The sequence below is a fragment of the Jeotgalicoccus sp. S0W5 genome (assembly GCF_011634875.1).
GTDB classification, from domain to species: domain Bacteria; phylum Bacillota; class Bacilli; order Staphylococcales; family Salinicoccaceae; genus Jeotgalicoccus; species Jeotgalicoccus marinus.
On record NZ_SIRQ01000003.1, the window covers coordinates 465,092 to 487,672 of the forward strand.

The window sequence follows — 22,581 nt, forward strand, 5'->3', positions numbered from 1 at the left end:
GATTTTTAAATAATGGGGTATTAAACACAAGAGGTGATAATATGATAGATGATGTACAGTTTTATATTTATTCTTTATTAGCAGTTATTTTATTAAGTATTCTTGTTGGATTTTTACCAAAAAAATATTATATTATGCCGATTATAACTTTCGTGGTGATGGGGGCCTTAGCTTTCATCTTACCGAACTTCTATTCTAACTTAGAATGGCAACCACTACTTGGATATGCAGCGTTTCTAGCAGTTTTATCGTTAGTTATTTCAGTATCTATGTGGGTGGCGAAAAGAAATAGAAGAAAAGCTAAAGAGGTTAGAGAAGCAGAAAGAGTATTGAGAGAATCTGAAGAAGAAAAAGCCCGTAAACGCTGATTATTCAGTGTTTATGGGTATTTTTCGTGGGTATAGAAATTTTATAAGAGGGTGTTTCCTATGCTTGGTTTTACTAGAAAAAGTCGACGACGTAAACAAATGAAGAAAGTAAAAGCGGGCGATGGTCATCTTTTGAAGCCTTATAAAATTTGGAATATATTTACGCATTCGTTGTTTCACTTAGAAATTACCTATAAAGCGGATAGGAACACGACTTACTACGCCTTAAAATCTAGATATTTTTCAGAAGAACCTTCTGTAGACCTGTATAAAGAAGGAAGACATATTGCTTTTTCTAAACTCCCAGCTGTATTTCCAGTTGATGATGGCATGATCGAAGTTAAAAATAGTACGAGTGGTATCAATAAAATTAATTATGTTTCTGATCAAGATGCGATTTTCTCAGTCTATCCTGATAAAAACTCGGTAAGAGGATTTAGAAGAGGGTTTCATCAGCGGTTTCCAGTTATCAGTAATTTTATCAGTATATTAGCAATAATTATCCTGTTAGTTTCACTTGTATTAACTGTATTACAGTTGACAGAAACACTAACAGAAATTCCGTGGGTGGCTGAAAATATTGGTACCTTTACATCGCCGATTTCTCTGTCGCTTTGGGAAAACTTTGCTGTCGCGATTATCGCCGCAACAGCAGCAACCGAACGTGCATTTATGTTAAAACGGCATTGGCTGATTGATATTGAAGCAGGTAATGGATTCACAGGAGAACAATAGTAACTTAATCAGATAAGCCATATCCCAAAAAGTAGGGGATATGGCTTTAAACATTTATCCTATTAGTGCTTCTAAGTCTACACCATATGATTCAGTGACAATTAGGAATACTGCGCCTTTGTCTAATTCTGCTTCATATTCTGATGCTTCTTCTTTAGAAAATCCGATACTTTCGAACTTATTTCTTAATTCGTCGCCTTGTTTTTCAAAAGTAGATTTAACTGCGTCAGCTAAACCTTGTTCTTTTGCGCCAATCGTATTGGCTTCAGCATTTTTTGCAATACGATCTGTACGATCGTCATCATGTGTTAATACATAGATATTTTCTTTATCAATCTTGTTTGATTTTAAGATATTGATATCTTCCTGAATTCTTTCATCGTCATGATAAACTTTAAAGAATGGTGCCATATTTAAAACCTCCTAAAATTTAATCAATCATCTTACATATATTATTTATCCGAAATATAAAATATTAAACATCATAATCACGTGAAAAGGGGTTCTATTCTGATAAACACATAACTTCCGATAATATATGTTATGTAAACTTTAATATGAATTTTAAAAAAAGGGATTAAATATCTCAAAATCTAACACTTAATCCCATTCTTCATACAATTGCATATCTTTTATTCTTTCAAAGTCATCATGATATACTGAAAATCTTTTCTCATCTGAGTTTGCAATACTATCACTTACAGTGAGTTCATCAATTACATCGTACAATGACTCAATCTCATCCAAGGCAAATTCGTATTGTGCTTTACTCATTAATACACCAGCTAATTGATCTCCATCCATGACATGTACAACGCGTTTTTCTTTCTCTGCGGCCTCAAATGCACGATTTGGCTGTTCTTTTAGTTCACCAAGGTCAATATTAATTGGTTGCGATGAATCCACAATAATGCCTCCTTATTTATTTTCAGTGTACATTTACCCACTTAAATGTCTTTTAGTCACTTATATAGAAAAAACCAGAACTTTTCAGTTCTGGTTGTCAAGCTATATTTTTCCTAATTTTTTTGCTAATAAATAAACAGGCTTATTAAACACCTTATCAAAGGTACCTGGTAGTTCTTCTATATATGGTGTATAGCCACGCTTAAATCTATACACACCGTAATCCTTGGAGTCTTCTGTAAAATCACCAGTTAAACCGAAGAAATTAAAGCGTTTCAGACCTAAATCTTTCGCTTTTTTAATCATTTCCCAAGTAGCAAAATTCGTTCCTTTAAAGAAGGAAAATTCTGGGTAACTGCCACTAAACAGATACACCATCTCTTGATTATTGTAATAATACATACCAACGGATAGATCGAGTTCTATGCCGCATTCTGCCTTGAAGCTTTCCATCTTTTCTATACGCTTATCTTTACTTGCCAATTGTTCTTTGTGTTCATTAATACGTTTTTTCTCACGTTTTGTTGCTGTACCATTTGCTGTTTTTTCTTCAATTTCAGCGATATTTTTAAGTTCTTCTTGGCGTTCAGCTTCTAATTGAGTAAGATATTTATCCACATTGACATGGGTTAAGACTAAAAACATACGGTCTTTTAAAGTGTTTAAGAGATTTTTAACCTTCTCTCTTGGCACTGGATCAAAACCGATTCTTTCTTCTGTTTCCTTATAGATATCGATAAACTTATCATACTGATCTTCTTCTAAAAGTCTTAGTTCTAAAGGCATAAGCTCAGTTTGACGAGTATTGTAACGCGTCGTTGTATCCATCTGTTTTAAGATGTCATCTAGCGGCTTATCCACATCAATCACTGCTTGATATCTCAGTAGCTCTTCAGTGATGAGCTCTGTTGTAAAACCATGATGGTTATAGCCTAAGTCCTCATAGATTTTAATAATATCGTGATTATTTCGGCTATCATCTTCTATTATGTTTCCGTCATGGTCACGCATTTGATAGACCGCATAAGGCGAGTGAATCATTTGCAGTGCACCATTTTTCTTTGCATACTGGTCAATTTCTTTTAAGAAAAATTCTAACTTATCATTAGAAAAATCTTGTAATAAAGGCCCAGTGTGGGATGTAAACAGTCTAAATTTCTTTAGGACAGATGTCGCACTCAGCATGGATACACCAATGACTGTTTCATTGTCAAAGAGCCCTAAGAGATGGGTCTCATTAACCTTCGAAATGTAATCATAGAACATTTCGTCATGAAAATAGTGCATATGACCATCATAATCCTCAAGAAATGTTTTAAATTCTTGTTCTGATATTGGTTTTACTTCCATTTCTGGACCAACCCTTCTCTATTTTACTTATTGAGTCCGAGTTTTGCTTTCACTTTATAAACGTTGTGTTGGAATGGTGCAATGACTTTTACAAAGTCACCTACAAGTTCTTCAATTTCAGCGTTAAATCCACGCTTAAATCTATACACACCATAGTCCTCCCCGTCTTCTGAGAAGTCCCCACTGACACCATAGAAGTTATATCTGTCGATATTATTGTCTATACAATACTTCATCATTTCTAAGTGCATCTTGTATGGTCCAACAAACTGTGGGTATTCAGACGTACTCGCACCTGAATTATAAACGAGTTCATAAGGAGTTTCAAAGTAGATACCTGCAGCAAGATCTAAGACGTTGCCTTCCTTGTCATGTATGACTTTGGCCTCTTCTAAATCTTTCGTTAAGTTCGCCACTTGTTTTTCTAACTCTTTAATTTTGTTGAGTGTTTTATCGTTTTTGTTTTCTTTAGCTTGCATGGTAACTAAACGACCTTCAACATCTTCTAATTCACTTGTAAGATTCTCGACATATTTGTCTAGCTCAATATAAGCATATGGAATTAAAACCTTGTCTCCGTATGCTTTTTTAAAGTTTGAGAAATAGCGTTTTGGATCAGGGTGTGTAAAGAAGCCTTGACGTTCGGATGTGTCAGCATAAAGCTTCACAAACTTATCAATCTCATCCACTTCTAGGAATCTAAGCTCTACGCCATACTTTTGAACCTTTTTCATATTGCGTTTACGCTGGGAATCGAATGATTTAATCAGTTCCTGCTCGTTATTAAATGGAGACATATCTAGGACACTCATCCAACGCGCTTGAGATGTTTTAGAATAGCCACGTGTGAAGCCTTCATGTGCATAACCAAGAGACTCTAAAAGCTCGATGACATTATCTTTTGGTTCATAATCCGTTTTTTCATTAACATCCTTGTCGTACTTTTTGTAGATCCAGTTTGGATCGACTTTAACGTAAGAACATTTATTTTTACTTAAATAATCCGTTAAACCTTCAAAGAAGAATTTAACGAGATCGAGGTTGTGGTAATCTAAGACCGGTCCACGGTTAGAGTAATAGAAATACTTACCCATAACCGTTGGCTGTAAGGTGAATAGACAAGCAGCAATGACTTTGTCACTATCATCCTTCACACCGACTAATTTTACCTCTTGCCCATCCATTTCACGGTTCTTTTTATTTTCTATCATCTGGAAGAAGGCTGACTCATGCCCTTCCTCTATAAAAGATTGATATTCCTCATCAGTAAGTTCCAAGAATTTCATAATTTCACTCTCTCTTAAAAGTCTTCTTTTAATCAATAAAATATTTTACCTTCTTATATGCATTAATTCAACTATATCACAGTATGAGGTAAGTTTAGGCATGATATAGTGCTGTTTAGTGGACAATGCCGTGGGACATCTACCAATATACTCATCTTATAAGTCAATGAAATCTCTCTTCTACCGAAAAAAAACATCACCACAAAAAACAGCGTGAAAAGTAATTTTCACGCTGCTCCCCATTCTATCCTCTTATTTTATTAATTGCTTGATATGCTTTGTAAGCTGGTCCGTTGATTGGTTTAATAAAGTCCCCGATGTACTCATTAACGACCGCATTAAAGCCTTTCTTAAATTGTATAACACCATAGTCTTCGGCATTTTCAGTGAAATCTCCACTGATTCCATAGAAGTTGTATTGGTCTATACCTTGTTCTAATGCGTATTTAATCATGGTCCACTGAATGAGATATGATCCCGCAAAGTGTCTAAAGTCATTGTCTGTTCCACCGGAAAGGTAAGTTACTTCGTGTGGTGTAACAATGAAGTAGGCACTGGATAGTGGCAATTCTTTTCCATGTGTCTGTAGGAGTTCTTCCCCTTCTTGTAACTTCGCATCTATGTTTTCAATTTGTTCTGATAGATTCTTAATTTTGTTTTGATTTTTCTCGTTGTCTGGATCTCTGTCTAAGGCTTTTTGCGCCTTATCTATATTCTTTTGCATCTTAGTTTTGTCATTAGCAATGGACTCAGTATAGTCTTCAAGATCTACGTAAACCATTGGAATCAAGACTTGGTCTTTAAAGTACTTCTTACGGTCAATGTAAAAGCTGTCATCTCTATCAAAGAAGGATTTCATTTCTGATGTATCTTTCATAAATTTACGGAAGATATCGATGTTGTCTAAGTCTAAATATTTAATGTGTAGTCCGTGCTTCTCAGCCTTCTTAATGTTTCTTCGTCTTAGGTTATCCATGTCATCAAAAACTTGTTTTTCGTCTTTATCAGTTAAATCTAAGACAGAATGCCAACGCACTTGCACAATCGGGTCGAAGCCGTTTCTAAAGCCGTCGTGATTATAGCCGAGTGCTTTAAAGTTATCGACGATATAGTCGTTTTCCATACTTTCGATAATCTCACCCTCGTGATTACGTTTGTTAATCACTTCATAAGGGTCAACTCTAAGATATAATACTTTTTTCGGTTTTAAGAAGTTTGTGAGTCCTTCAAAAAATGTATTGAATACCGCTTCATCACTATAATCTAAAACTGGTCCTCTGTTTGTATATGCGTATTTAAATACCTTCATTACTGGTGTTAAAGTGACTAAACACGCTGCCTTTACTGTGCCTTGATCTTTCACACCGACTAAATAAGTCTCGATGCCACTGTCTACTTTTAATTGGTAGTTCTCTTCAGTTTGAGTGAAATGACTGAAGTTCTCTCTCGTAAAGTCATTAAACTCAGCTAAACTTAATTCTGTAAATTGCATAATGGCACTCCCGTTCATCAATTCTTAATCTCTAATATAGTAACAGATTTCACAAGTAGTTTCATCTCAAAGCAAAATCAAATTTACCTTATTAAACGAATTCCCTAAAATCGTTAAGTTTAGGCATAATTTTAGTCGATAAAAATAGCTGCTATCAGTATGAAAGATAACAGCTAAAATTTAGACTAAGGTCAATTTAATTTCTTTGTTCTTCTTCTCTTTTCATAAAATTCTTATGGTCAAAATGTGTGGTTAATTTTGCTGTCATTATAGCTGCCATAATCGCCACTGATGATGTAATAATAGTCGGAATCAAATCAATACTATTTATATTATCCATTTATATCCTCCATTTTATTTGCTATATTTCGTCCATTTAAACGAATTATATAAAATTCGCTTTTTTAGGCTAATTGATATATACTATCTTTACTAGTTTAAGGAGATGGTTCCTATCTTATCTATGTTGATTATGGATGTGTCTAATAGCACTAAGGCCCCAGCGGAAATTTATGATCATCTTGCTTTTATCGAGGAAAAATTACAAGAATTAAATACAAATCAAAATAAAATATACGTTAATTATCGCATGGGTGATGAGTTATTCATACTCTCTGATACTGAGCATTACACTGCCCTTTTGTCGCTTTACGTCAAAGTTCTATGGCCCGCTTCGGGTTTTCCTATAAAGTGTAGCTTCCATAGTGTGGATATTCCTTTTCCGGAGGGTAATCCTGAGCATTGGAATCATCCGTCTATTAAAACGGTTCGAGAGTCGCTTCAATCTATAAAGAAATCTAACATGCAGGATTTTGCAAGTCCGCATATGACAAAAGGTATAGAAATTGCCTTAATGTATGCGACGGATATCTTTAGGGATTTAACTGAAAGTCAGCAAGAAGTGTTGCAGTATTATTTAACAGGTATGAGTCAAAAGGATATTGCTGCAAAGACAAATAAGTCTGTGGCGACGATTTCTAAACATGTCCAACTGTCACGGGTGAAGCAATTAGTTGAGATTATTGATTATGTAAAATCTACCTATTCACTTAGCTCAGAAGTGCTTTTAGATCAGCTACGTGATATTACCGGGTCAGGGGGCAAATGATGACTTTATTAATTATTGTTGGTGTTATTTTCTATCTACTCAGCGGCTTCTTTATAAAAATCATCTTAGAGATTTTATCTGGTGAGAAAAATACAGAAACCGACCGTATTGGAATGACGATCGGCTACTGTGAAAGATTATTAACGATCGCATTTGTAATGTTGAATCAATACACAGCCTTAGGACTCTTAGTTGCGGCAAAATCCATTCTCCGCTTCTCTGGGGGTAAATCCAGCGAATCTGTTAGAAAAGAAAGTGAGTATGTCTTAGTTGGAACCATGCTATCACTGGTCTTTGGTATAGTGAATGGCTTGATCTTTATGTTTGCGTTTAGCAGTTAAAAACTTCGGACAAGGTCAATTCTTAATATTGACCTTGTCCGATTTACCTTCATTATTTTCTTTGAAAATTCTAAACTTATCTGTACAACATACCACCGTCTGTAATAATAGCTTGACCAGTTATATATCCAGCATCTTCAGATGCTAAGAAAGCGACTAAGTTAGCAACATCCGTAGGTTCTTGTGTTCTACCTAAAGAAATTGAGGAAGAATATTGCTCAAGTGCCTCCCCTTTCTTAGTACCAATAACATCCATAAATTTCTCATCTAGTCGTTCCCACATTCCAGTTGCAGCAATACCAGGGCAATAAGCATTGACAGTGATATTATCTTTCGCAAATTCTTTAGACGCAACTTGCGTGAGTCCACGCACTGCAAATTTCGATGCACTATAAGCAGCTAGGAAATCAAATCCTTCATGGCCCGCAATACTCGCAGCATTAATTATAGTTCCACCTTTTCCTTGTTTCTTCAGTTGTTTAGCAGCTGCTTGAATTCCATAAAATACACCTTTGACATTGACATCTAATACAAAATCGATATCTTTTTCAGTGATATCTTCTATTTTTTCAACTACACCTTCTACACCTGCATTATTTATATAAGCATCAATTTTTCCATATTCTTCTACTGCCGCTTCAATTAACGCATCATGATCTTCTATTTTAGTTACATCTGCTGCTTTTGCAAAAACATTATAACCTTTTTCTTTAAACTCACTTAAAGTTGAACTTAATGCTTCTTCATTCACATCACTAATAACAACTTTAAAACCTTCTTTGCTCAACTTTTCTGCTATACCTTTACCCAGTCCTTGAGCTGATCCTGTAATGACCGCAACTCTTTCATTAACCATTAAAAATTCCTCCTAATCTGTAATATATTCCTATAATTTATCTTACAGATATTTTTTGGAATTTTCTAATATTTAACTCAAAATAACAGAAACAATCTGGTTTCATAATTGTCGACCTCAACTCTAATCTAATCCCCATAAATATAGATGGTATGTACATTCTCGTAATTTTCCTGGGCTTGATAGGATTGTCGATTTATATAAGTTCTCGTCAGACAAAATATAAAGATTTAAAAGAAACCTATTTATACAAAAGAAATACTACGATTTATGTTGTAGTATTAGTGATTATATTAAGTATCGTATTTCCCGTCTCCGACGAAAGTTTTTTAGAATCAGCCATCTAGTCTTTTGGATGTTAATTTTAGTCTCTTTCTCAGATGTATATAAAACTAAACAGCGATTAAATAAGTATGATGCTGAAAATATAAAGACCTGACTTTCAGCACTGAAGGTCAGGTCTTATTACATATAATCATCTAGCCTCGTTTTATAAAAATAATATTCTTACTAGGAATATTCCAATAATATTAATGCCTATCGTAGAGAGGCTTAATTTTTTAGCGCTTCCCTCACCTGTTTTGCTGATGAGTAAAATCACGACACTTAAAAGTGCTAAAACGATTGCGATGTAGAATGGTAAGCCTAGTGGTGATAGGTAAATATTATTAGGCTGATTGGCGGCAAACGTGGTAATTAAATATATTAAATTGATTACAGATAATATCAATATACTTATCCGCATATCATCACTTCCTTACTATGATTCTACCTTTTATGCCCCGCAATCAAACCTTCTCTCAATTTCAAGGTAGAGGCTTCTGTACAGCTAATGGCTCGCATAATAGACAGTTGTCCATATTTCTCTTTTAGAGCGTCTATAGTCTTCATTAGGGCTTCTTCTCTTAATAATTTGTCTGGATCTTGAAAGAGTGAAATCTGCTTGGCACTGTCTGGTATAAAGTTCGATAGTGAGACTGATATGGTTCTGTAAAGTTCATAGGGATCGGCGATTCTGTTGATATGCTTCCAAACCAATTTCATAATATCCATTTCGTTGTTGGATCCTTCTTTGATGGTAAATTGCTTTCTATATATATGACCGCCCTTGGTACCGAGTGTAAAAGCTACGGTTCTTGCGAGTTGTTTCATCAAGCGCATTCTATGGACGACTTCATCGATATGTTCAAATAAAACTACATAGGTTTCTTCGAATTGATAATCTCTCATGAGTATTTGGCTCTTCGCAATGGATGGTGAATGGACGACATGTTTGTTACTGATCTGACTAAAATCAATGCCGTTAGCGTGTAAGTGCCAGTCGACACCAACAATACCGAAGTCTCTTTTTAAATGAGTATGGGGGTATTTTGCTAAATCTCCTATAGAAAATATGCCACGTTGGTTGAGTTTCTTTTCACTTCTGTGGTTAATGCCCCAAAATTTACTCAGTGGTTTAATATCCCATAGTTTGTCTGGAACATCTTGATAACGCCATTCTGTGATACCGTCTGGCATGTGCTTGGCTTCAATATCTAAGGCAACTTTACTAAGTAACATGTTATCGCCGATACCAATGGCAGAACCAATTTTTGTTTCTTCATAGATTTCATCTTTTATAAGTTTAGCAAGTTCCTTTGGGCTATCTGCAAAGAGTTTGTAGCTATGAGTGACATCCATAAAGAACTCATCAACTGAATACTGATGAAAGTCTTCTGGCGCAACGTATTTCAGAGCGATTTCTGTAATGCGTTTAGTATAATCTAGATATATTTTCATAGATGGATTGATAATATAAATATCGCTTCTTGAAGGAATTTCAAATAATCTAGATCCTGTTTTAATGCCAATCTTTTTTAATTCTGGAGTCGCTGCGAGTACAACAGAGCCAATACTTTTCGTATCTCCGACGACAGCGAGTTTTACCTTCATAGGATCTAAGCCTTTTAATATACAAGATACACTGGCGAAGAAGCTTTTTAAATCTACACAGAAAATATCTCGCTGTGGGCATAGATTATAGTTATATAATTGATACATTTAGACCCTCCTATACAGAACATATGTTCTATTTTAGCATGGATCTTAATGTTTAATCAGCTATAGCACTTATAATATTAAATAAAATTTAAAACAAAAAAACCACCAGACGCTCTTCCCAGCGTTTGGTGGTTCGTGTGAAGTCATGTACACTATTTTTGTTACCTATAATTTAACATATGCAGAATTATATTACCAGTTTGAAGTATTTATTTCATACAATCGTTCTAATATAAAATTATAACCACTCTAAAAATTCTAATCTATTACCAAATGGGTCATGAAGATAGAATCTTTCTGCGCCTTCTAAGTTATCATCTTCTCTAATCTTTACACCTTGTTCCATCAGTTTACTTCTTAGGTCTTTTATATTTTTAACTTCAAAGGCAGGATGTGCTTTTTTAGCAGGCTGAAAATCGTTTTCTACACCGACATGTAATTGGTGTTGACCGACCTGAAACAAAACGCCGCCTCTTTTGGCTAAGAGATCAGGCTTTTTGATTTCCTGAAATCCTAACTTGTCACCATAGAATGCTCTCGCTTCATCTTCTTGATTTCTTGGTGCTGCAACTTGTACATGATCGATACCTTGAAAAGAATAGGTCATTCGACTCCTCCTTTTAGAACAATAATAACATTAATTTATAATAAAAAAATCCTGCCAAAAAATCGAACTTACGTTCTATTTTTGTTATAATTATTATATCGCCTATTCTTCCCGGGCGAAATATGTTCCGGGAGGGGGTGGAGTTCATGGACGCTATTTTTGTATATTTTGTTGGACCGGTCATCGTTGGATGTATCGTCCAACTGTTCAAGCACTGGCTTGAATTACAAAGGAAAGATTAGGCGATAAGCACAAAAAGCCCCGAGTTGTTCTTCCCAGCAACTCGGGGTTAGTGTGTGAAAGTCTAAATCTATTTGAACTTAAACTACACCGTCTGCTCCACTCTCTTCTTTCTTAGACATATTCATAATGACAACCCCGACTATAATAATAGCTAGACCGCTAATATTGATTAAAGTGAGGACTTCATTAAATAAGAATATACCAACTATAGCTGTAACGACCGTGCCTAGTCCTGCCCAAACACTGTAGGCAATGCTAAGTGGTATACCTTTTAAGGATATCACTAATAAGGTAAATGATGCGGCGTAACCAATAAACATACCAATCGTCGGAGCTAAAACTGTAAAGCCTTGAGATAGATTTAGCATGGATGTTGCGAATACTTCAAATAGGATCGATGTAGTTAATATTAAAAAGTATTTCATAGTTCTCTCCTTATACTCTCATCAGCACAACACCGGCAATAATTAAAATGATACCGATGAGTGCATTTTTTGTGATTTGTTCTTTGAATACTAGATATCCGACCATGGCCGTGAATGCAGTACCTGCCCCACTCCAAACGGCGTAGGCAAAGCTTAATGGTAAGCTGATTAATGAGAGTGAGAGTAAGAAAAACGCGAGTATATAACCGCCTGCAATGCCGACAATATAGAGTTTGTTATCACTTGTTGCTGTCAATTTCATCATGGTTGTACCGAAAACTTCTGATAAAATTGCGCCTAATAAATAAATGTATGGCATTTAATTCACTTCCTTTTCTAGTGACTGAATATAGTTGCTAACAACTGTCTCCATCTTCTCTTTGTATTCACTGCTGATGTTATAGGTTAAAGTAAACCAAATTCCGTCACAAATCATTCTGAGTTCGAGTATCTTATTTTGATCCCCTTGATCATTTTCAAAAGCTTCATCCCAACGTTTAATTGTATCTTCCCAATATGCCTTACTTCTTTTGTCTTCGTGGGAAGAAATGAATACTGCAGGTAATAGAATATTCTCTATTTCTGTTAAGTAATCCATAGTTGCTAAGGCGTATGCTCTAGTGTATTGGTATGGACCTGTTAAGTTTGCTTTATAACCACGAATACTGTCTTCAAATTCATTGATGACTTTTTCGTTCATTTTGTAGAGTAATTCTTCCTTGTTTTCAAAATGATAAAGTATGCCACCCTTAGTGATTTCTGATGCCTCTGCTAGATAGCTCATGGTGAGTTTTTGAATACCTTCTTCGTTTACGATTCTTGCTGCATTGATGAGTAATTGATCTTTTTTCTTCATGTGTATACCTCTTTTAATATTTACTATACCAAACGTTCAGTAAAGTAAATATAGCATGAATTTTTCCGTAAAGTCAAGAATGAAATTTGAATAAGTATCATTATTTTCTTTGACAAACATCCACTTCCCTCTTATACTGACGAAATCATAGTAAATAAGTAGGAATAGGGGTGTTGTTCTTGGTTTCTAATATAAATACGGTAAGTAATTTTAACAATAATACTAAAACTCAAGTGAAGGCTTTAAATCCACCCCAAAAGTGGTTGATTACTGCTGGTGTTTTAGTGAGTTTGGTTTTATTTATATATTTAGCAATGACTCAAGATATGGTTCAACCGATACTACTGATTATAGGTTTATTATTGGGTTATACTTTGTTTCACTCTCGTTTTGGTTTTACTTCTGCTTTTAGACGATTGATGTCTGTAGGTAATGGTGAGGCGCTCCGTGCACATATGGTTATGTTGGGTACTGCGACCTTACTTTTCGCGCCGATTTTAGCGTTTGGGATTTCATTTTTTGGTGCTGAGGTAACGGGTTATGTTTCTCCTGTCGGTGTGAGTCTAATCGTGGGTGCTTTTATATTTGGTATTGGTATGCAGCTTGGTAATGGTTGTGCGTCTGGTACTTTATTTAATATTGGTGCGGGTCGTTCGGTTATGTTTATTACTTTAATGTTCTTCATCATTGGTACTACGATTGGCGCGGCGCATTTACCGTTCTGGACTGAGGATTTACCATCAATGGGAACATTCTCTTTAGCAACATCTACTGATCTTGGTTATGGTGGTGCCTTAATTGTTTCTTTACTTATTTTGGGGTTGATTGCTTTTATAAGTAAGGTAGTTGAGAGAAAGAAAGATGCGCCTAAGGCAGCGACGGTTCCGTCTACTCATGGTTGGAAGAGAGTGTTTAGAGGGTCTTGGCCAATGATGGTAGCGGCTGTGGTGTTAGCTGTTTTAAATGCTTTGACTTTAATGGTGCGTGGTGAGCCCTGGGGGATTACGTCTGCTTTTGCTTTATGGGGTTCTAAAATTGCAGGATTTCTTGGTTTTGATGTTGTGAGTTGGGGATATTGGCAAGGTGAAGCGGCTACGGCTTTAAATGCTTCGATATTTGCTGATACGACGACTGTCCTTAATTTTGGGGTGATTTTAGGCGCCTTTATTGCGTCTGCGGCTGGTGGGTTGTTTAAGTTCACTAAGATTAATAAAGGTAATTTTATGGCTTCTGTTATTGGTGGCCTGATGATGGGCTATGGTGCACGTTTAGCTTTTGGTTGTAATATTGGTGCATACTTTGGTGGTATTGCTTCCTTCAGTCTTCATGGTTATATTTGGGGTATTGTTGCTATTGGTGGTACCTTCTTAGCTTTATATCTTAGACCTTTATTTGGATTGTCGGTTCCTAAGTCTAATGATTCGGTGTGTTAATATTTAATCGATAAAAACCCAAAACCCAATGAAAAATCCTAACATCATTTTTGGATGTTAGGATTTTGTTCGTCGTGATCGCTTTGATCTATAACGTTGTAGAGTCCGAGTCGGTAGCCCCAGAGTTTGTAGAATTCACTATACCACAATGTTTTAGCATAGCTTCGTTCGTGCCAGGCTTTACCGTCTGTGCTCGGCGCAGAAATGTATAATAGGTCAAATTCTCCATCATTTACTCTATCATAGATCATTTTAGATCTTTTAAGATGGTAGTCACTTGTAACGACGAGGGCACTGTCGAATTCGTATTCATCCATTATTTTTAAGGTTTCGGTTGCGTTTGTATAGGTACTTGTTGCATTGTGTTCTTCAATAATTGCTGATTCAGGAATACCGAGTTCTGTTGCGAATTCTATACTTTGTGGGTAAATGTGCTTTCTTACTGGTGAAATTATTACATAATCAGCATAGTTATCATGATATAGTTCAGCAGCCTTTTGCATGCGCCCCTTGTCTCCACCGCCAAGCATGATAATCACATCAGCTTGTTTTGGTGTGTCGGTCTTACTGTGATTAAAACTATCTAATATTGTTACAAATAATAGGATTAGACATATACAAATTAAAATTACTGTAATTCTTATTTTCATTAGCATCTCCTATGACGCTCTAATTAATCAACAATAATAATAGCACACAAGTATTTTAAATAATAATAATTCTATAATTGAGCTATAGAATTAGTCTTTATAAAATGAAGTCAAATAAAAATAAGCCGCTAAATAACTAGCAGCTTATCTTAGATATATATTAATAGATAAGTATTTATTCGACTATAAAACCATATTTAAATGGATCATCTGGATCTATGAATATATTCTGGAATCCAGAGATAAAAGCTTTTCCGGTAATTTCTGTAATAATTCCATCTTTATTTCCTAATTCAACACGTTTAGTCCCAACTCCTGTAAATGTTCCACCAACAAAGCCTTCACATACAACTTCTTCATTTAAATCTAATTCCCCTCTACCTATCATTCTGGCAACCATTGCAGTTGTACCTGTGCCACCAGGCGACCGATCTGCCTGATTATCACTAAATATATGAACATTCTTATAGGTTGCACCTTCAATTGTAGGTTTTGAGAAGAAGGTCACTATATCTATATAGTTAATATAGGGATTCAGTGGATGTTGAACTGTATAGTTTTTATTTACTTCTTCTTTAATCAATGCAGCGACTCGCTTAATTTCTTTTGTGTTCATTTTGTCAATTTTTAAATTAATCTTATCAGCATCTACCCATGCAAAATAATTACCCCCAAAACTAATATCCGTTTTCACTTCTCCATAGTCTGGTATAGTTACTTTAAAATCTTGTTTTTCTAAAAATGCAGGCACATTTTCAAATGTAACTGACTCTACTTTATTATCTTGCACTTTAACTCTGGGATATACCTTACCTGCAGGCGTTTCTAATACTAAATTAGTGACTGGTTCTGTAACCTCAACCATGCCTGTTTCTACTATTGCCATCGAAATACCTATAGTGGCATGTCCACACATATTTAAGAAATTACAGTTATCCATAAATACTACTCCGAAATCCACATCATCGCTTAATGGTGGTAACAAAATTGCACCAAACATATCTCGATGCCCTCTTGGTTCTTGTATTACTGCACCTCGTAACCAATCAAAATTTGTTGCAATATAATCTCTTTGCTCAGCGACAGTTGTCCCCTCGACTTTAAATAATCCACCATTAATAATTCTAGTCGGTTCTCCAAAAGTGTGCGTATCAATAACATTAATTGTATTATTAAATTTCATATTATATCCCCTATTCTATAATTAGTCTTGGTAAATACAGCATGATATTTGGTATAAAAATCATGGCAATAAGCGCAATAATCAACACTAAAATATACCAAATATTATATTTACTCGCTGTTAACATACTAACTTTCGCTATGGCAGTAGTTATATAAAGTCCACTAGCAACCGGTGGTGTTTGCTGACCTATTCCCCATACTATAATTACAATCATTGCAAATTGTATTGGATCAATTGTAGTTGCAGCTACAATTGGTAAGAACAAGGGCACAAGTACAACAACCATAACTGTTCCGTCAAAAATAAAACCACCAATTAATAATATGAAACTGGCCATGAACATTATGATAATTGGGTTATCAGCAAAATTCATGAATGGTGCTATCATCTGTTCCCCAATACCTAAGGCAGAGAATGAAAATCCAAGAATTGTTGCAGTAGCCACTATAAACATAACTAAGGCAGTATTTCTAACACTGTCTATCAGGGACTCAATTAATTTTTTAATCGTCAGTTCTTTGTATACAAATCCCACAATAATACCCACTAAAACTGCGATTGCTGCAGACTCTGTTGGAGTCACAATTCCTGATAGAATACCACCCATTATAATTATTGGTATCAATAAGGCAGGAATAGCTGCAACAAATTTTTCAAATACCAATTTAAAACTGAATTTCTGAGTCTCCATTTCATAATTCTGACCTTTGGTCATGAAATATGCAGCAACAACATAGCCAATCGCAACTGCTAATCCTATAAAAATACCAGTAATAAATAAGTCAGCTACTGAAATACCAGCAATTGAACCATATAAAATCAATGGCACACTTGGTGGAATTAATATGCCTAGTGTAGATCCAGCTGATGTTGTAGCAGCAGCGAATCCTCTATCATATTTTTTCTCAATCATAGCTGGAATCATAATCTGTCCGACTGCTGCACTTGCTGCAGCAGAAGTACCAGTAATGGCACCAAAAAATACTGAGGTTAGTACATTTACATATGCTAAACTTCCTCTTATAGTACCTATTATTGACAATGCAAAATTGATAAGTCTGAGTGACATTCCACCCATATTCATCAATGATCCTGCAAGTATAAATAGTGGAATAGCCAATAATGGAAAACTATTTATACCTAAATACAGCTGTTGAAGCATTAAGCTTAGAGGCAAATCTGTTAGTAATACTAGAAAAAGAACTGCTGTGATTCCTAGCGCAAATGCAATTGGAATTCCAGCCGCTAACAGTACAAGAACAATGAGTAACATAATAAGTATTGTCATTCGTTTTTACCTCCTTGTGAGGTACTCTCGTTATCTGTATTACTTTTCACAATTGCATCTTTAAGCTCGGTTATTACTTGTAATGCAACTTCAATAAGCATTAAAACTATAGATCCCCAAATTATTAAATATGGAACAAGCATTGATAACTTAGTTATAGGTAAATATCTAGAAATAGACATTTCCAGTAATGGTATTCCGTATACCATTGCGAGTATCAGAAAGATTATAATTATTATTTTAGTAATTATGTTTAAAAATAATGAGAGCCTTTTAGGTAATGCGTTCTTAAGAAATGACATTTTTAAGTGACTATCTTCTGCTGTACATTGATAGGCACCAACAAATGTAATCCAAACCATTGTTAGTAAGGCAATTTCTTCAGACCATGTTAACGGATCATTTAACCATCTTCTAAAAAACACTTGAACAATTAACAGAATAAACATCAGAAGCAGTACTGCAGCATTCATATAAATGATTACGTTGTATATCCAACTTCTTAGTTTTAACATAATTCCTCCTATTCCCTTTCTAGTATTGATTTGAGTATTTCATCACTATTACCACCTAACTCATCCACTAATTTTTCATACACTGGTAAAGTAGTTTCTTGAAACACCTCCATTTCTTCTTCAGATAATGTATATACTTCCATCCCTTTTTCTTCTAGCTCCATTGCTAAAGATTCACCTTCTTCCTTATTTAATTCTCTGTTAAGATCTCTTCCTTCGTTGGCTGCATCAATTAAAATATCTTGTTGTTCATTAGTTAACTCATTCCAAACTTCATTGTTTATAAATAATGAAGCAGGAGAATATACGTGATTAGTTATTGTTAAATATTTTTGTACATCATAAAGTGAAGAGTTTTCAATTACAGACAGAGGGTTTTCCTGACCATCAATCGTCCCTTGTTGTAATGCTGTAAATACTTCTGAGAATGACATTGGTAGTGGACTTGAGCCAAGTGCCTCGAAAGTATCCATTCTTAAAGTACTTTCAGGTACTCTGATTCTTAATCCTTCGAAATCTTCAGGAGTATAGATTTGTCTCGAATTATTAGTAACCTGTCTGTAACCATCTTCCCAAAAGGCTAAGTGTTTTAAGTTCTGTTCTTCAAAACCTTTCATAATTTCCGTACCTACTTCACTATCCACCACTTCCCAAGCATCTTCTCGGTTTTTAAATAAATATGGTAGTGATAATAATTCAAATTCCGGCAACATTTGTGAAACGGGTGTCGAAGCAATTCCAATATCAATCGTGCCTAAACCAGTACCTTCTAGTATTTCATAACCAGATGACCCTAAAGATCCACCATTATGAATCACTATCTCAATACTTCCATTTGATTCTTCTTCAACAGTCTCTTTAAACTTTTCAGCGCTTATTCCCCATGGATGAGAAGCGGGTAATTCATTAGCAAAACTTAAAGTAATAACTTCCTCACTTTCCGTTTCTTCTTTGTTACAGGCTGAAAGTAATACTAGAAATATTAGTAAGGGTATAAAATAGAGTCTATTAAATACTATCCCTTTCATGATTAGCCCCCTTGTTAAAAACGTCTATGTTAGTCATATCGTCATTAACTGCTACATATTCATATTCTAGAATGCCATTTACATGTTTTTTATAGACTTTTTCTACACGTTCTTTGTCTCGTGATTTTAAAGCCTCAATTATCTCTTGGTGTTCATCTAGAGTCCTCTTTGCTAATTCAGATTTTTTCATGTAAGAATAACGAAACATCATATAGTAATCCTGAAGATTCTCAAGAAGTTTAGTTATCCTTGGTAGATTAGAAGATTGAATAATTACATTATGAAATTCGTCATTAAGTTTAACCATTGTCTCAATATCGCCTTTATCAAATGACTCTTTAGATTCTGTTAAAATATTCTGGAGTATATCTAAATCATCAGAACTGAGTTTTTCGGTAGCTATAACAGAAGTAAGCGGTTCCAAATTTGCTCTGATTAAATTAATTTCATGAATAGATTCTGTAGTTATACCTATTACTAAACAATATCTCCTAGGAAAAATTTTAATTAGTCCTTCTTCTTCTAACCTATGCATCGCTTCTCTAACTGGTGTTCTACTGACTCCTAATGTTTTTGCGATTTCACTTTCAATAATTTTACTACCAGGCATGAGTTCATAATTCAAAATCATAAACCTAATTCTTTTAAAAACCTGTTCTCGTATAGGCGAGTTATTGATTTCCTGAATCATTAACTTTTCTCCTTTCATTGTATGATTACACTAATCATAATGTATACTGTATCCCAGTTCAAGTATTATTTTTAAAATATTTTAAAAATTCCATCAAAAAAGCACATACAAAAAATGTATGTGACTTAATTTTTATGGATCATATTTGTCCGGTTCATCTATAAAGTTATATAAGCCTAGTCGATAACCCCAAAGTTTATATAATTCGGTAAACCATATTCTTTTAGCGTTTGGTCGTTCATGCCAGGTCTTACCATCATCACTGAGTGCAGAAATGTATGATAAGTCGAATTTACCATCATCTAGCCTATCATAGATCAACTTTGTTCTTTTTAAATGATAATCACTAGAGACGATTAGAGCACTCTTAAATTCATATTCTTCCATTAGTTTTAATGTTTCTGTGGCATTAGTATATGTACTTCTAGCATTCTTCTCTTCAATTATTGCTGACTGTGGAATTCCAAGCTCAATCGCATATTCTGTGCTCTGCGATCTAATTGATTCTATTTCTGGTGACATCATTACATAATCTGCATACCCTTTGTGATATAGTTCTGCAGACTTCTCTAAACGACCATCTCCACCACCGAGCATGATAATTACATCTGCCTGTTTTGGGGTGTCTGTTTTACTGTGATTAAAACTATCTAAAATTGTTATAAATAATAGCAACAGACATATACAAATTAAAATTACTGTAATTCTTATTTTCATTAGCATCTCCTATGACGCTCTAATTAATCAGTAATAATACTATCATATTTATATAAAAAGTATATTAAAAAGCCGTAGTTTACTTTACGGCTTAGTTCAATACTTCTTTAATTTTTTCAATAACAAATTTTTGTTGTTCTTCAGTCATTTTCGTATCAGAAGGTAAGCAAATTCCATTCTCATATAGATATTTAGAGTTATCAGTTTCTTCACTGAAGTATTCACAGTCCTCAAATACTGGTTGCATGTGCATCGGTTTCCACACTGGACGAGCTTCGATATTATTCTCACCTAAGTATTCAACAATTTCTAATGCAGTTACTCCTAACATTTCGGGGTCTACTGTCATAGTTGATAACCATCGGTTATGGTATGTATCCTCCATTTCAGGCATCATTTCTATACCATTGATGTCTTTAAGGGCATCTGAATAACGGTTGAAAATCTCACGTTTTTCATCAATTCTTTGATCCAATACTTCCATTTGTCCACGACCAATTCCTGCACTGATATTACTTAATCTGTAATTATACCCTACTTCACTGTGTTGATAATGAATTGCTTGATCTCTGGATTGGGTCGCTTTCTTTAAGGCCTTTTGAATCTTTTCTTCATCATCTGAAATAATCATTCCACCACCGGAAGTTGTAATGATTTTGTTTCCATTGAACGAATAGACTCCAAACTTACCAAAAGTTCCACTCATTTTACCTTTGTATTTAGCACCTAAAGATTCTGCAGCATCTTCAATAACGGGAACATTGTATCGATTACAGATTTCCAATATTTTATCCATTCTTGCTGATTGTCCATACAAGTTAACGACAACTACTGCTTTGGGAAGATTGCCTTTTGCTTCATAAGCTCTAAATGCTCTCTCTAAAGCAACCGGTGACATATTCCAGCTTTCTAAATCTGAATCGATAAATACCGGTTTGGCACCTAGATATACTATTGGATTGGCACTAGCGATAAATGTAAGAGATGAACAAAATACAATATCACCTTGACCTACTCCAAGTATGTCCAATGCTATGTGAATTCCTGCTGTTCCACTTGATAAGGCACATGCTGATTTTGAACCAGTAAATTCTTTAACTTGATTTTCAAATTGATTAACGTTATTACCTAATGGAGCAATCCAGTTTGTATCAAACGCTTCTTGTACATACTTTTGCTCTGCCCCTCCCATGTGAGGTGAAGAAAGTAATATTCTAGAAGACAATTTCATCATTCCTTTTTGTATTCGTTTCTAATATAAGGGCGTTTCCCAGATTTTAGACTGGGTATTTCATAAACTTGCTCTATCAATAAATCAATATTATTTCCAAGAATCTTTTTCAAATCTGTAATGATTTCATCTTTATAAGTATTATCAATTTCACCTGTGACAATTAAACGATACTTTGCTTTATCCAGCTGAATAAACTGAAATTGCCCTATTTTTTGATAATCTTTTAGTAATACGTTGATTGCAAATGGTGAAATAAGATCATCTTTTTCATCATATAAATGTTCAACCAGTCTACCTGTTATCTCTTTTAGACACTTAATTTCAACACCATCTCTAATAATAGTTTCCATTACACCAGTGTCGCCAGTATCATAATTTATTAGTGGCATAGCATGTGAGTAATAATCAGTTACTATAATTCTCCCCTCAAGTCCATCTTCTTGTTTTTCATCAGAATCAAATTTATATATATCTATTTTTACTGATACATTATTAACTCTGTAAAAAGTCTCACCAGGTAAACGGTTAGCGATTATCCCTACTTCTTCACTAGCATATCTTGTTAACACAGGGCAATTAAAGAATTTAGAGATTTTATCTCTATCTTCAACCGTTAATGGTTCTGCCGTACAAGTAACACCTGATATATTTGTTAATCTTTTTAATTTAAATTTCTCACAAAAGTCAATAAAGTTCAGAATAACACTTGGAAAACCTATTATATGATTAACCTTTTTCAATTTTATATAATATTCTTCCATGGCTTTTTGATTTAAATTTTGGGGATCTAGATGGATTTCGTTTTGTATAAATAACGACTTTTTGGATTTTTTTATCCCTCTAATGAATCCATGTTTTACCCCAAAATAATAATTATTATGACGTCCAAAAATAAGAACATCCGTAATCTGATTTATTTTTTTATCTTTATTTCTATAAAAAGTTGATGGCGTACCATATGAGCCAGATGTCGTTGTTTTAATCAACTCATCCTTATCATAGTCATTTGAAATAAAATCATTTAGATTATCTTGAATTATTTGTTTATTTATAATTGGAAAAGTTTTATTACGCATATAAAAGGGTACATTCTTTATTGCATAGTCATATATATCGGATATATTCTCATCAATGTGATTCATTTTTTTGTATATTTTATTTCGTGTTAAATAATTATAGAGATAGAATGGAACAAACCTTATTGCCTCACTGATTTTCATATGCTA

At 34.5% G+C, this 22,581-nt stretch carries 28 protein-coding genes; 6 read left to right on the forward strand and 22 right to left on the reverse strand.

What is annotated here, in order from left to right; all coding sequences use genetic code 11:
- The first annotated feature begins 41 nt into the window (after positions 1–41).
- On the forward strand, positions 42–368 hold the full coding sequence (locus EYB29_RS04695; protein WP_166626713.1) for a hypothetical protein: 327 nt from the start codon (positions 42–44) through the stop codon (positions 366–368).
- Positions 369–428: 60 nt separating this feature from the next.
- A complete protein-coding gene (locus tag EYB29_RS04700) occupies positions 429–1,103 on the forward strand; it encodes a hypothetical protein (protein ID WP_166626714.1) in 675 nt (224 codons plus the stop codon).
- Between the two features lie 54 nt (positions 1,104–1,157).
- Here EYB29_RS04700 and EYB29_RS04705 read toward each other — a convergent pair whose 3' ends face one another.
- The 6 genes from EYB29_RS04705 to EYB29_RS04730 form a co-directional block, all read right to left on the reverse strand.
- Positions 1,158–1,514, reverse strand: a complete 357-nt coding sequence (locus EYB29_RS04705) for a YflT domain-containing protein (protein WP_026866266.1) — start codon at positions 1,512–1,514, stop codon at positions 1,158–1,160.
- 189 nt (positions 1,515–1,703) lie between these two features.
- Complete coding sequence (locus EYB29_RS04710) at positions 1,704–2,009, reverse strand: hypothetical protein (RefSeq protein WP_166626715.1); 306 nt, start codon at positions 2,007–2,009, stop codon at positions 1,704–1,706.
- A gap of 102 nt (positions 2,010–2,111) precedes the next feature.
- Positions 2,112–3,359 (reverse strand): peptidoglycan bridge formation glycyltransferase FemA/FemB family protein, encoded by a 1,248-nt coding sequence (locus tag EYB29_RS04715; RefSeq protein ID WP_166626716.1) that lies wholly within the window; start codon positions 3,357–3,359, stop codon positions 2,112–2,114.
- 23 nt (positions 3,360–3,382) lie between these two features.
- The gene (locus EYB29_RS04720) at positions 3,383–4,645 is read right to left on the reverse strand and encodes an aminoacyltransferase (RefSeq protein WP_166626717.1); all 1,263 of its coding nucleotides are present in this window, start codon (positions 4,643–4,645) and stop codon (positions 3,383–3,385) included.
- A gap of 244 nt (positions 4,646–4,889) precedes the next feature.
- The gene (locus EYB29_RS04725; protein ID WP_166626718.1) at positions 4,890–6,137 is read right to left on the reverse strand and encodes an aminoacyltransferase; all 1,248 of its coding nucleotides are present in this window, start codon (positions 6,135–6,137) and stop codon (positions 4,890–4,892) included.
- 196 nt (positions 6,138–6,333) lie between these two features.
- The gene (locus tag EYB29_RS04730) at positions 6,334–6,477 is read right to left on the reverse strand and encodes a hypothetical protein (protein ID WP_166626719.1); all 144 of its coding nucleotides are present in this window, start codon (positions 6,475–6,477) and stop codon (positions 6,334–6,336) included.
- 138 nt (positions 6,478–6,615) lie between these two features.
- Here EYB29_RS04730 and EYB29_RS04735 point away from each other — a divergent pair, with 138 nt between their 5' ends.
- On the forward strand, positions 6,616–7,245 hold the full coding sequence (locus EYB29_RS04735) for a helix-turn-helix transcriptional regulator (RefSeq protein WP_166626720.1): 630 nt from the start codon (positions 6,616–6,618) through the stop codon (positions 7,243–7,245).
- Positions 7,245–7,586 carry a hypothetical protein gene (locus EYB29_RS04740; RefSeq protein ID WP_240921833.1) on the forward strand — a complete coding sequence of 114 codons (342 nt, stop codon included), beginning with the start codon at positions 7,245–7,247 and terminating at the stop codon, positions 7,584–7,586. The genes EYB29_RS04735 and EYB29_RS04740 overlap by 1 nt, the downstream gene beginning before the upstream one ends.
- 76 nt (positions 7,587–7,662) lie before the next feature.
- Here the strand turns inward: EYB29_RS04740 and EYB29_RS04745 are convergent, their stop codons facing one another.
- The 4 genes from EYB29_RS04745 to EYB29_RS04760 form a co-directional block, all read right to left on the reverse strand.
- Entirely contained in the window at positions 7,663–8,442 is a 780-nt protein-coding gene (locus EYB29_RS04745; protein WP_166626722.1) for an acetoin reductase, read from the reverse strand.
- A gap of 490 nt (positions 8,443–8,932) precedes the next feature.
- On the reverse strand, positions 8,933–9,187 hold the full coding sequence (locus EYB29_RS04750) for a hypothetical protein (RefSeq protein WP_166626723.1): 255 nt from the start codon (positions 9,185–9,187) through the stop codon (positions 8,933–8,935).
- Positions 9,188–9,210: 23 nt separating this feature from the next.
- A complete protein-coding gene (locus EYB29_RS04755; protein ID WP_166626724.1) occupies positions 9,211–10,482 on the reverse strand; it encodes a Y-family DNA polymerase in 1,272 nt (423 codons plus the stop codon).
- A 238-nt stretch (positions 10,483–10,720) separates the two neighbouring features.
- Entirely contained in the window at positions 10,721–11,089 is a 369-nt protein-coding gene (locus EYB29_RS04760) for a VOC family protein (RefSeq protein ID WP_166626725.1), read from the reverse strand.
- A gap of 146 nt (positions 11,090–11,235) precedes the next feature.
- Here EYB29_RS04760 and EYB29_RS04765 point away from each other — a divergent pair, with 146 nt between their 5' ends.
- Complete coding sequence (locus EYB29_RS04765; protein ID WP_152023464.1) at positions 11,236–11,331, forward strand: type I toxin-antitoxin system Fst family toxin; 96 nt, start codon at positions 11,236–11,238, stop codon at positions 11,329–11,331.
- 78 nt (positions 11,332–11,409) lie between these two features.
- Here EYB29_RS04765 and EYB29_RS04770 read toward each other — a convergent pair whose 3' ends face one another.
- From EYB29_RS04770 to EYB29_RS04780, 3 genes are read right to left on the reverse strand one after another with little or no spacing between them, the layout of a single operon-like run.
- Positions 11,410–11,757 (reverse strand): DMT family transporter, encoded by a 348-nt coding sequence (locus EYB29_RS04770; protein ID WP_026866253.1) that lies wholly within the window; start codon positions 11,755–11,757, stop codon positions 11,410–11,412.
- Positions 11,758–11,767: 10 nt separating this feature from the next.
- Complete coding sequence (locus EYB29_RS04775) at positions 11,768–12,076, reverse strand: DMT family transporter (RefSeq protein ID WP_026866252.1); 309 nt, start codon at positions 12,074–12,076, stop codon at positions 11,768–11,770.
- Entirely contained in the window at positions 12,077–12,613 is a 537-nt protein-coding gene (locus tag EYB29_RS04780; protein WP_026866251.1) for a TetR/AcrR family transcriptional regulator, read from the reverse strand.
- A 191-nt stretch (positions 12,614–12,804) separates the two neighbouring features.
- Here EYB29_RS04780 and EYB29_RS04785 point away from each other — a divergent pair, with 191 nt between their 5' ends.
- A complete protein-coding gene (locus tag EYB29_RS04785; RefSeq protein ID WP_205710599.1) occupies positions 12,805–14,046 on the forward strand; it encodes a YeeE/YedE family protein in 1,242 nt (413 codons plus the stop codon).
- A 44-nt stretch (positions 14,047–14,090) separates the two neighbouring features.
- Here EYB29_RS04785 and EYB29_RS04790 read toward each other — a convergent pair whose 3' ends face one another.
- From EYB29_RS04790 to EYB29_RS04830, 9 genes are all read right to left on the reverse strand, one after another.
- Positions 14,091–14,696, reverse strand: coding sequence for a YdcF family protein (locus tag EYB29_RS04790; protein ID WP_166626727.1), 606 nt, complete (start codon positions 14,694–14,696; stop codon positions 14,091–14,093).
- A gap of 175 nt (positions 14,697–14,871) precedes the next feature.
- On the reverse strand, positions 14,872–15,879 hold the full coding sequence (locus EYB29_RS04795; RefSeq protein WP_166626728.1) for a proline racemase family protein: 1,008 nt from the start codon (positions 15,877–15,879) through the stop codon (positions 14,872–14,874).
- A gap of 10 nt (positions 15,880–15,889) precedes the next feature.
- Positions 15,890–17,170 (reverse strand): TRAP transporter large permease, encoded by a 1,281-nt coding sequence (locus EYB29_RS04800; protein ID WP_166626729.1) that lies wholly within the window; start codon positions 17,168–17,170, stop codon positions 15,890–15,892.
- Positions 17,167–17,643 carry a TRAP transporter small permease gene (locus tag EYB29_RS04805; RefSeq protein WP_166626730.1) on the reverse strand — a complete coding sequence of 159 codons (477 nt, stop codon included), beginning with the start codon at positions 17,641–17,643 and terminating at the stop codon, positions 17,167–17,169. The genes EYB29_RS04800 and EYB29_RS04805 overlap by 4 nt, the downstream gene beginning before the upstream one ends.
- Positions 17,644–17,693: 50 nt before the next feature.
- The gene (locus EYB29_RS04810; protein ID WP_166626731.1) at positions 17,694–18,713 is read right to left on the reverse strand and encodes a DctP family TRAP transporter solute-binding subunit; all 1,020 of its coding nucleotides are present in this window, start codon (positions 18,711–18,713) and stop codon (positions 17,694–17,696) included.
- Positions 18,694–19,422: a GntR family transcriptional regulator gene (locus tag EYB29_RS04815; protein WP_166626732.1), complete on the reverse strand. Its 729-nt coding sequence runs from the start codon at positions 19,420–19,422 to the stop codon at positions 18,694–18,696. The genes EYB29_RS04810 and EYB29_RS04815 overlap by 20 nt, the downstream gene beginning before the upstream one ends.
- A gap of 114 nt (positions 19,423–19,536) precedes the next feature.
- Positions 19,537–20,121, reverse strand: coding sequence for a YdcF family protein (locus EYB29_RS04820; protein ID WP_166626733.1), 585 nt, complete (start codon positions 20,119–20,121; stop codon positions 19,537–19,539).
- Positions 20,122–20,212: 91 nt separating this feature from the next.
- A complete protein-coding gene (locus tag EYB29_RS04825; RefSeq protein WP_305793597.1) occupies positions 20,213–21,355 on the reverse strand; it encodes a DegT/DnrJ/EryC1/StrS family aminotransferase in 1,143 nt (380 codons plus the stop codon).
- A complete protein-coding gene (locus EYB29_RS04830) occupies positions 21,352–22,575 on the reverse strand; it encodes a phenylacetate--CoA ligase family protein (RefSeq protein ID WP_166626734.1) in 1,224 nt (407 codons plus the stop codon). Before EYB29_RS04830 ends, EYB29_RS04825 begins: the two co-directional genes overlap by 4 nt.
- Positions 22,576–22,581 lie beyond the last annotated feature (6 nt).

What these genes read in the sequence shown, in the direction of transcription:
- EYB29_RS04695 (WP_166626713.1), top strand. Translation starts at nt 42, where the DNA reads ATGATAGATGATGTACAGTTTTATATTTATTCTTTATTAGCAGTTATT.
- EYB29_RS04700 (WP_166626714.1), top strand. Translation starts at nt 429, where the DNA reads ATGCTTGGTTTTACTAGAAAAAGTCGACGACGTAAACAAATGAAGAAA.
- EYB29_RS04705 (WP_026866266.1), bottom strand. Translation starts at nt 1,514, where the DNA reads ATGGCACCATTCTTTAAAGTTTATCATGACGATGAAAGAATTCAGGAA.
- EYB29_RS04715 (WP_166626716.1), bottom strand. Translation starts at nt 3,359, where the DNA reads ATGGAAGTAAAACCAATATCAGAACAAGAATTTAAAACATTTCTTGAG.
- EYB29_RS04720 (WP_166626717.1), bottom strand. Translation starts at nt 4,645, where the DNA reads ATGAAATTCTTGGAACTTACTGATGAGGAATATCAATCTTTTATAGAG.
- EYB29_RS04725 (WP_166626718.1), bottom strand. Translation starts at nt 6,137, where the DNA reads ATGCAATTTACAGAATTAAGTTTAGCTGAGTTTAATGACTTTACGAGA.
- EYB29_RS04730 (WP_166626719.1), bottom strand. Translation starts at nt 6,477, where the DNA reads ATGGATAATATAAATAGTATTGATTTGATTCCGACTATTATTACATCA.
- EYB29_RS04740 (WP_240921833.1), top strand. Translation starts at nt 7,245, where the DNA reads ATGACTTTATTAATTATTGTTGGTGTTATTTTCTATCTACTCAGCGGC.
- EYB29_RS04745 (WP_166626722.1), bottom strand. Translation starts at nt 8,442, where the DNA reads ATGGTTAATGAAAGAGTTGCGGTCATTACAGGATCAGCTCAAGGACTG.
- EYB29_RS04750 (WP_166626723.1), bottom strand. Translation starts at nt 9,187, where the DNA reads ATGCGGATAAGTATATTGATATTATCTGTAATCAATTTAATATATTTA.
- EYB29_RS04755 (WP_166626724.1), bottom strand. Translation starts at nt 10,482, where the DNA reads ATGTATCAATTATATAACTATAATCTATGCCCACAGCGAGATATTTTC.
- EYB29_RS04760 (WP_166626725.1), bottom strand. Translation starts at nt 11,089, where the DNA reads ATGACCTATTCTTTTCAAGGTATCGATCATGTACAAGTTGCAGCACCA.
- EYB29_RS04765 (WP_152023464.1), top strand. Translation starts at nt 11,236, where the DNA reads ATGGACGCTATTTTTGTATATTTTGTTGGACCGGTCATCGTTGGATGT.
- EYB29_RS04770 (WP_026866253.1), bottom strand. Translation starts at nt 11,757, where the DNA reads ATGAAATACTTTTTAATATTAACTACATCGATCCTATTTGAAGTATTC.
- EYB29_RS04775 (WP_026866252.1), bottom strand. Translation starts at nt 12,076, where the DNA reads ATGCCATACATTTATTTATTAGGCGCAATTTTATCAGAAGTTTTCGGT.
- EYB29_RS04780 (WP_026866251.1), bottom strand. Translation starts at nt 12,613, where the DNA reads ATGAAGAAAAAAGATCAATTACTCATCAATGCAGCAAGAATCGTAAAC.
- EYB29_RS04790 (WP_166626727.1), bottom strand. Translation starts at nt 14,696, where the DNA reads ATGAAAATAAGAATTACAGTAATTTTAATTTGTATATGTCTAATCCTA.
- EYB29_RS04795 (WP_166626728.1), bottom strand. Translation starts at nt 15,879, where the DNA reads ATGAAATTTAATAATACAATTAATGTTATTGATACGCACACTTTTGGA.
- EYB29_RS04800 (WP_166626729.1), bottom strand. Translation starts at nt 17,170, where the DNA reads ATGACAATACTTATTATGTTACTCATTGTTCTTGTACTGTTAGCGGCT.
- EYB29_RS04805 (WP_166626730.1), bottom strand. Translation starts at nt 17,643, where the DNA reads ATGAATGCTGCAGTACTGCTTCTGATGTTTATTCTGTTAATTGTTCAA.
- EYB29_RS04810 (WP_166626731.1), bottom strand. Translation starts at nt 18,713, where the DNA reads ATGAAAGGGATAGTATTTAATAGACTCTATTTTATACCCTTACTAATA.
- EYB29_RS04815 (WP_166626732.1), bottom strand. Translation starts at nt 19,422, where the DNA reads ATGAAAGGAGAAAAGTTAATGATTCAGGAAATCAATAACTCGCCTATA.
- EYB29_RS04820 (WP_166626733.1), bottom strand. Translation starts at nt 20,121, where the DNA reads ATGAAAATAAGAATTACAGTAATTTTAATTTGTATATGTCTGTTGCTA.
- EYB29_RS04825 (WP_305793597.1), bottom strand. Translation starts at nt 21,355, where the DNA reads ATGATGAAATTGTCTTCTAGAATATTACTTTCTTCACCTCACATGGGA.
- EYB29_RS04830 (WP_166626734.1), bottom strand. Translation starts at nt 22,575, where the DNA reads ATGAAAATCAGTGAGGCAATAAGGTTTGTTCCATTCTATCTCTATAAT.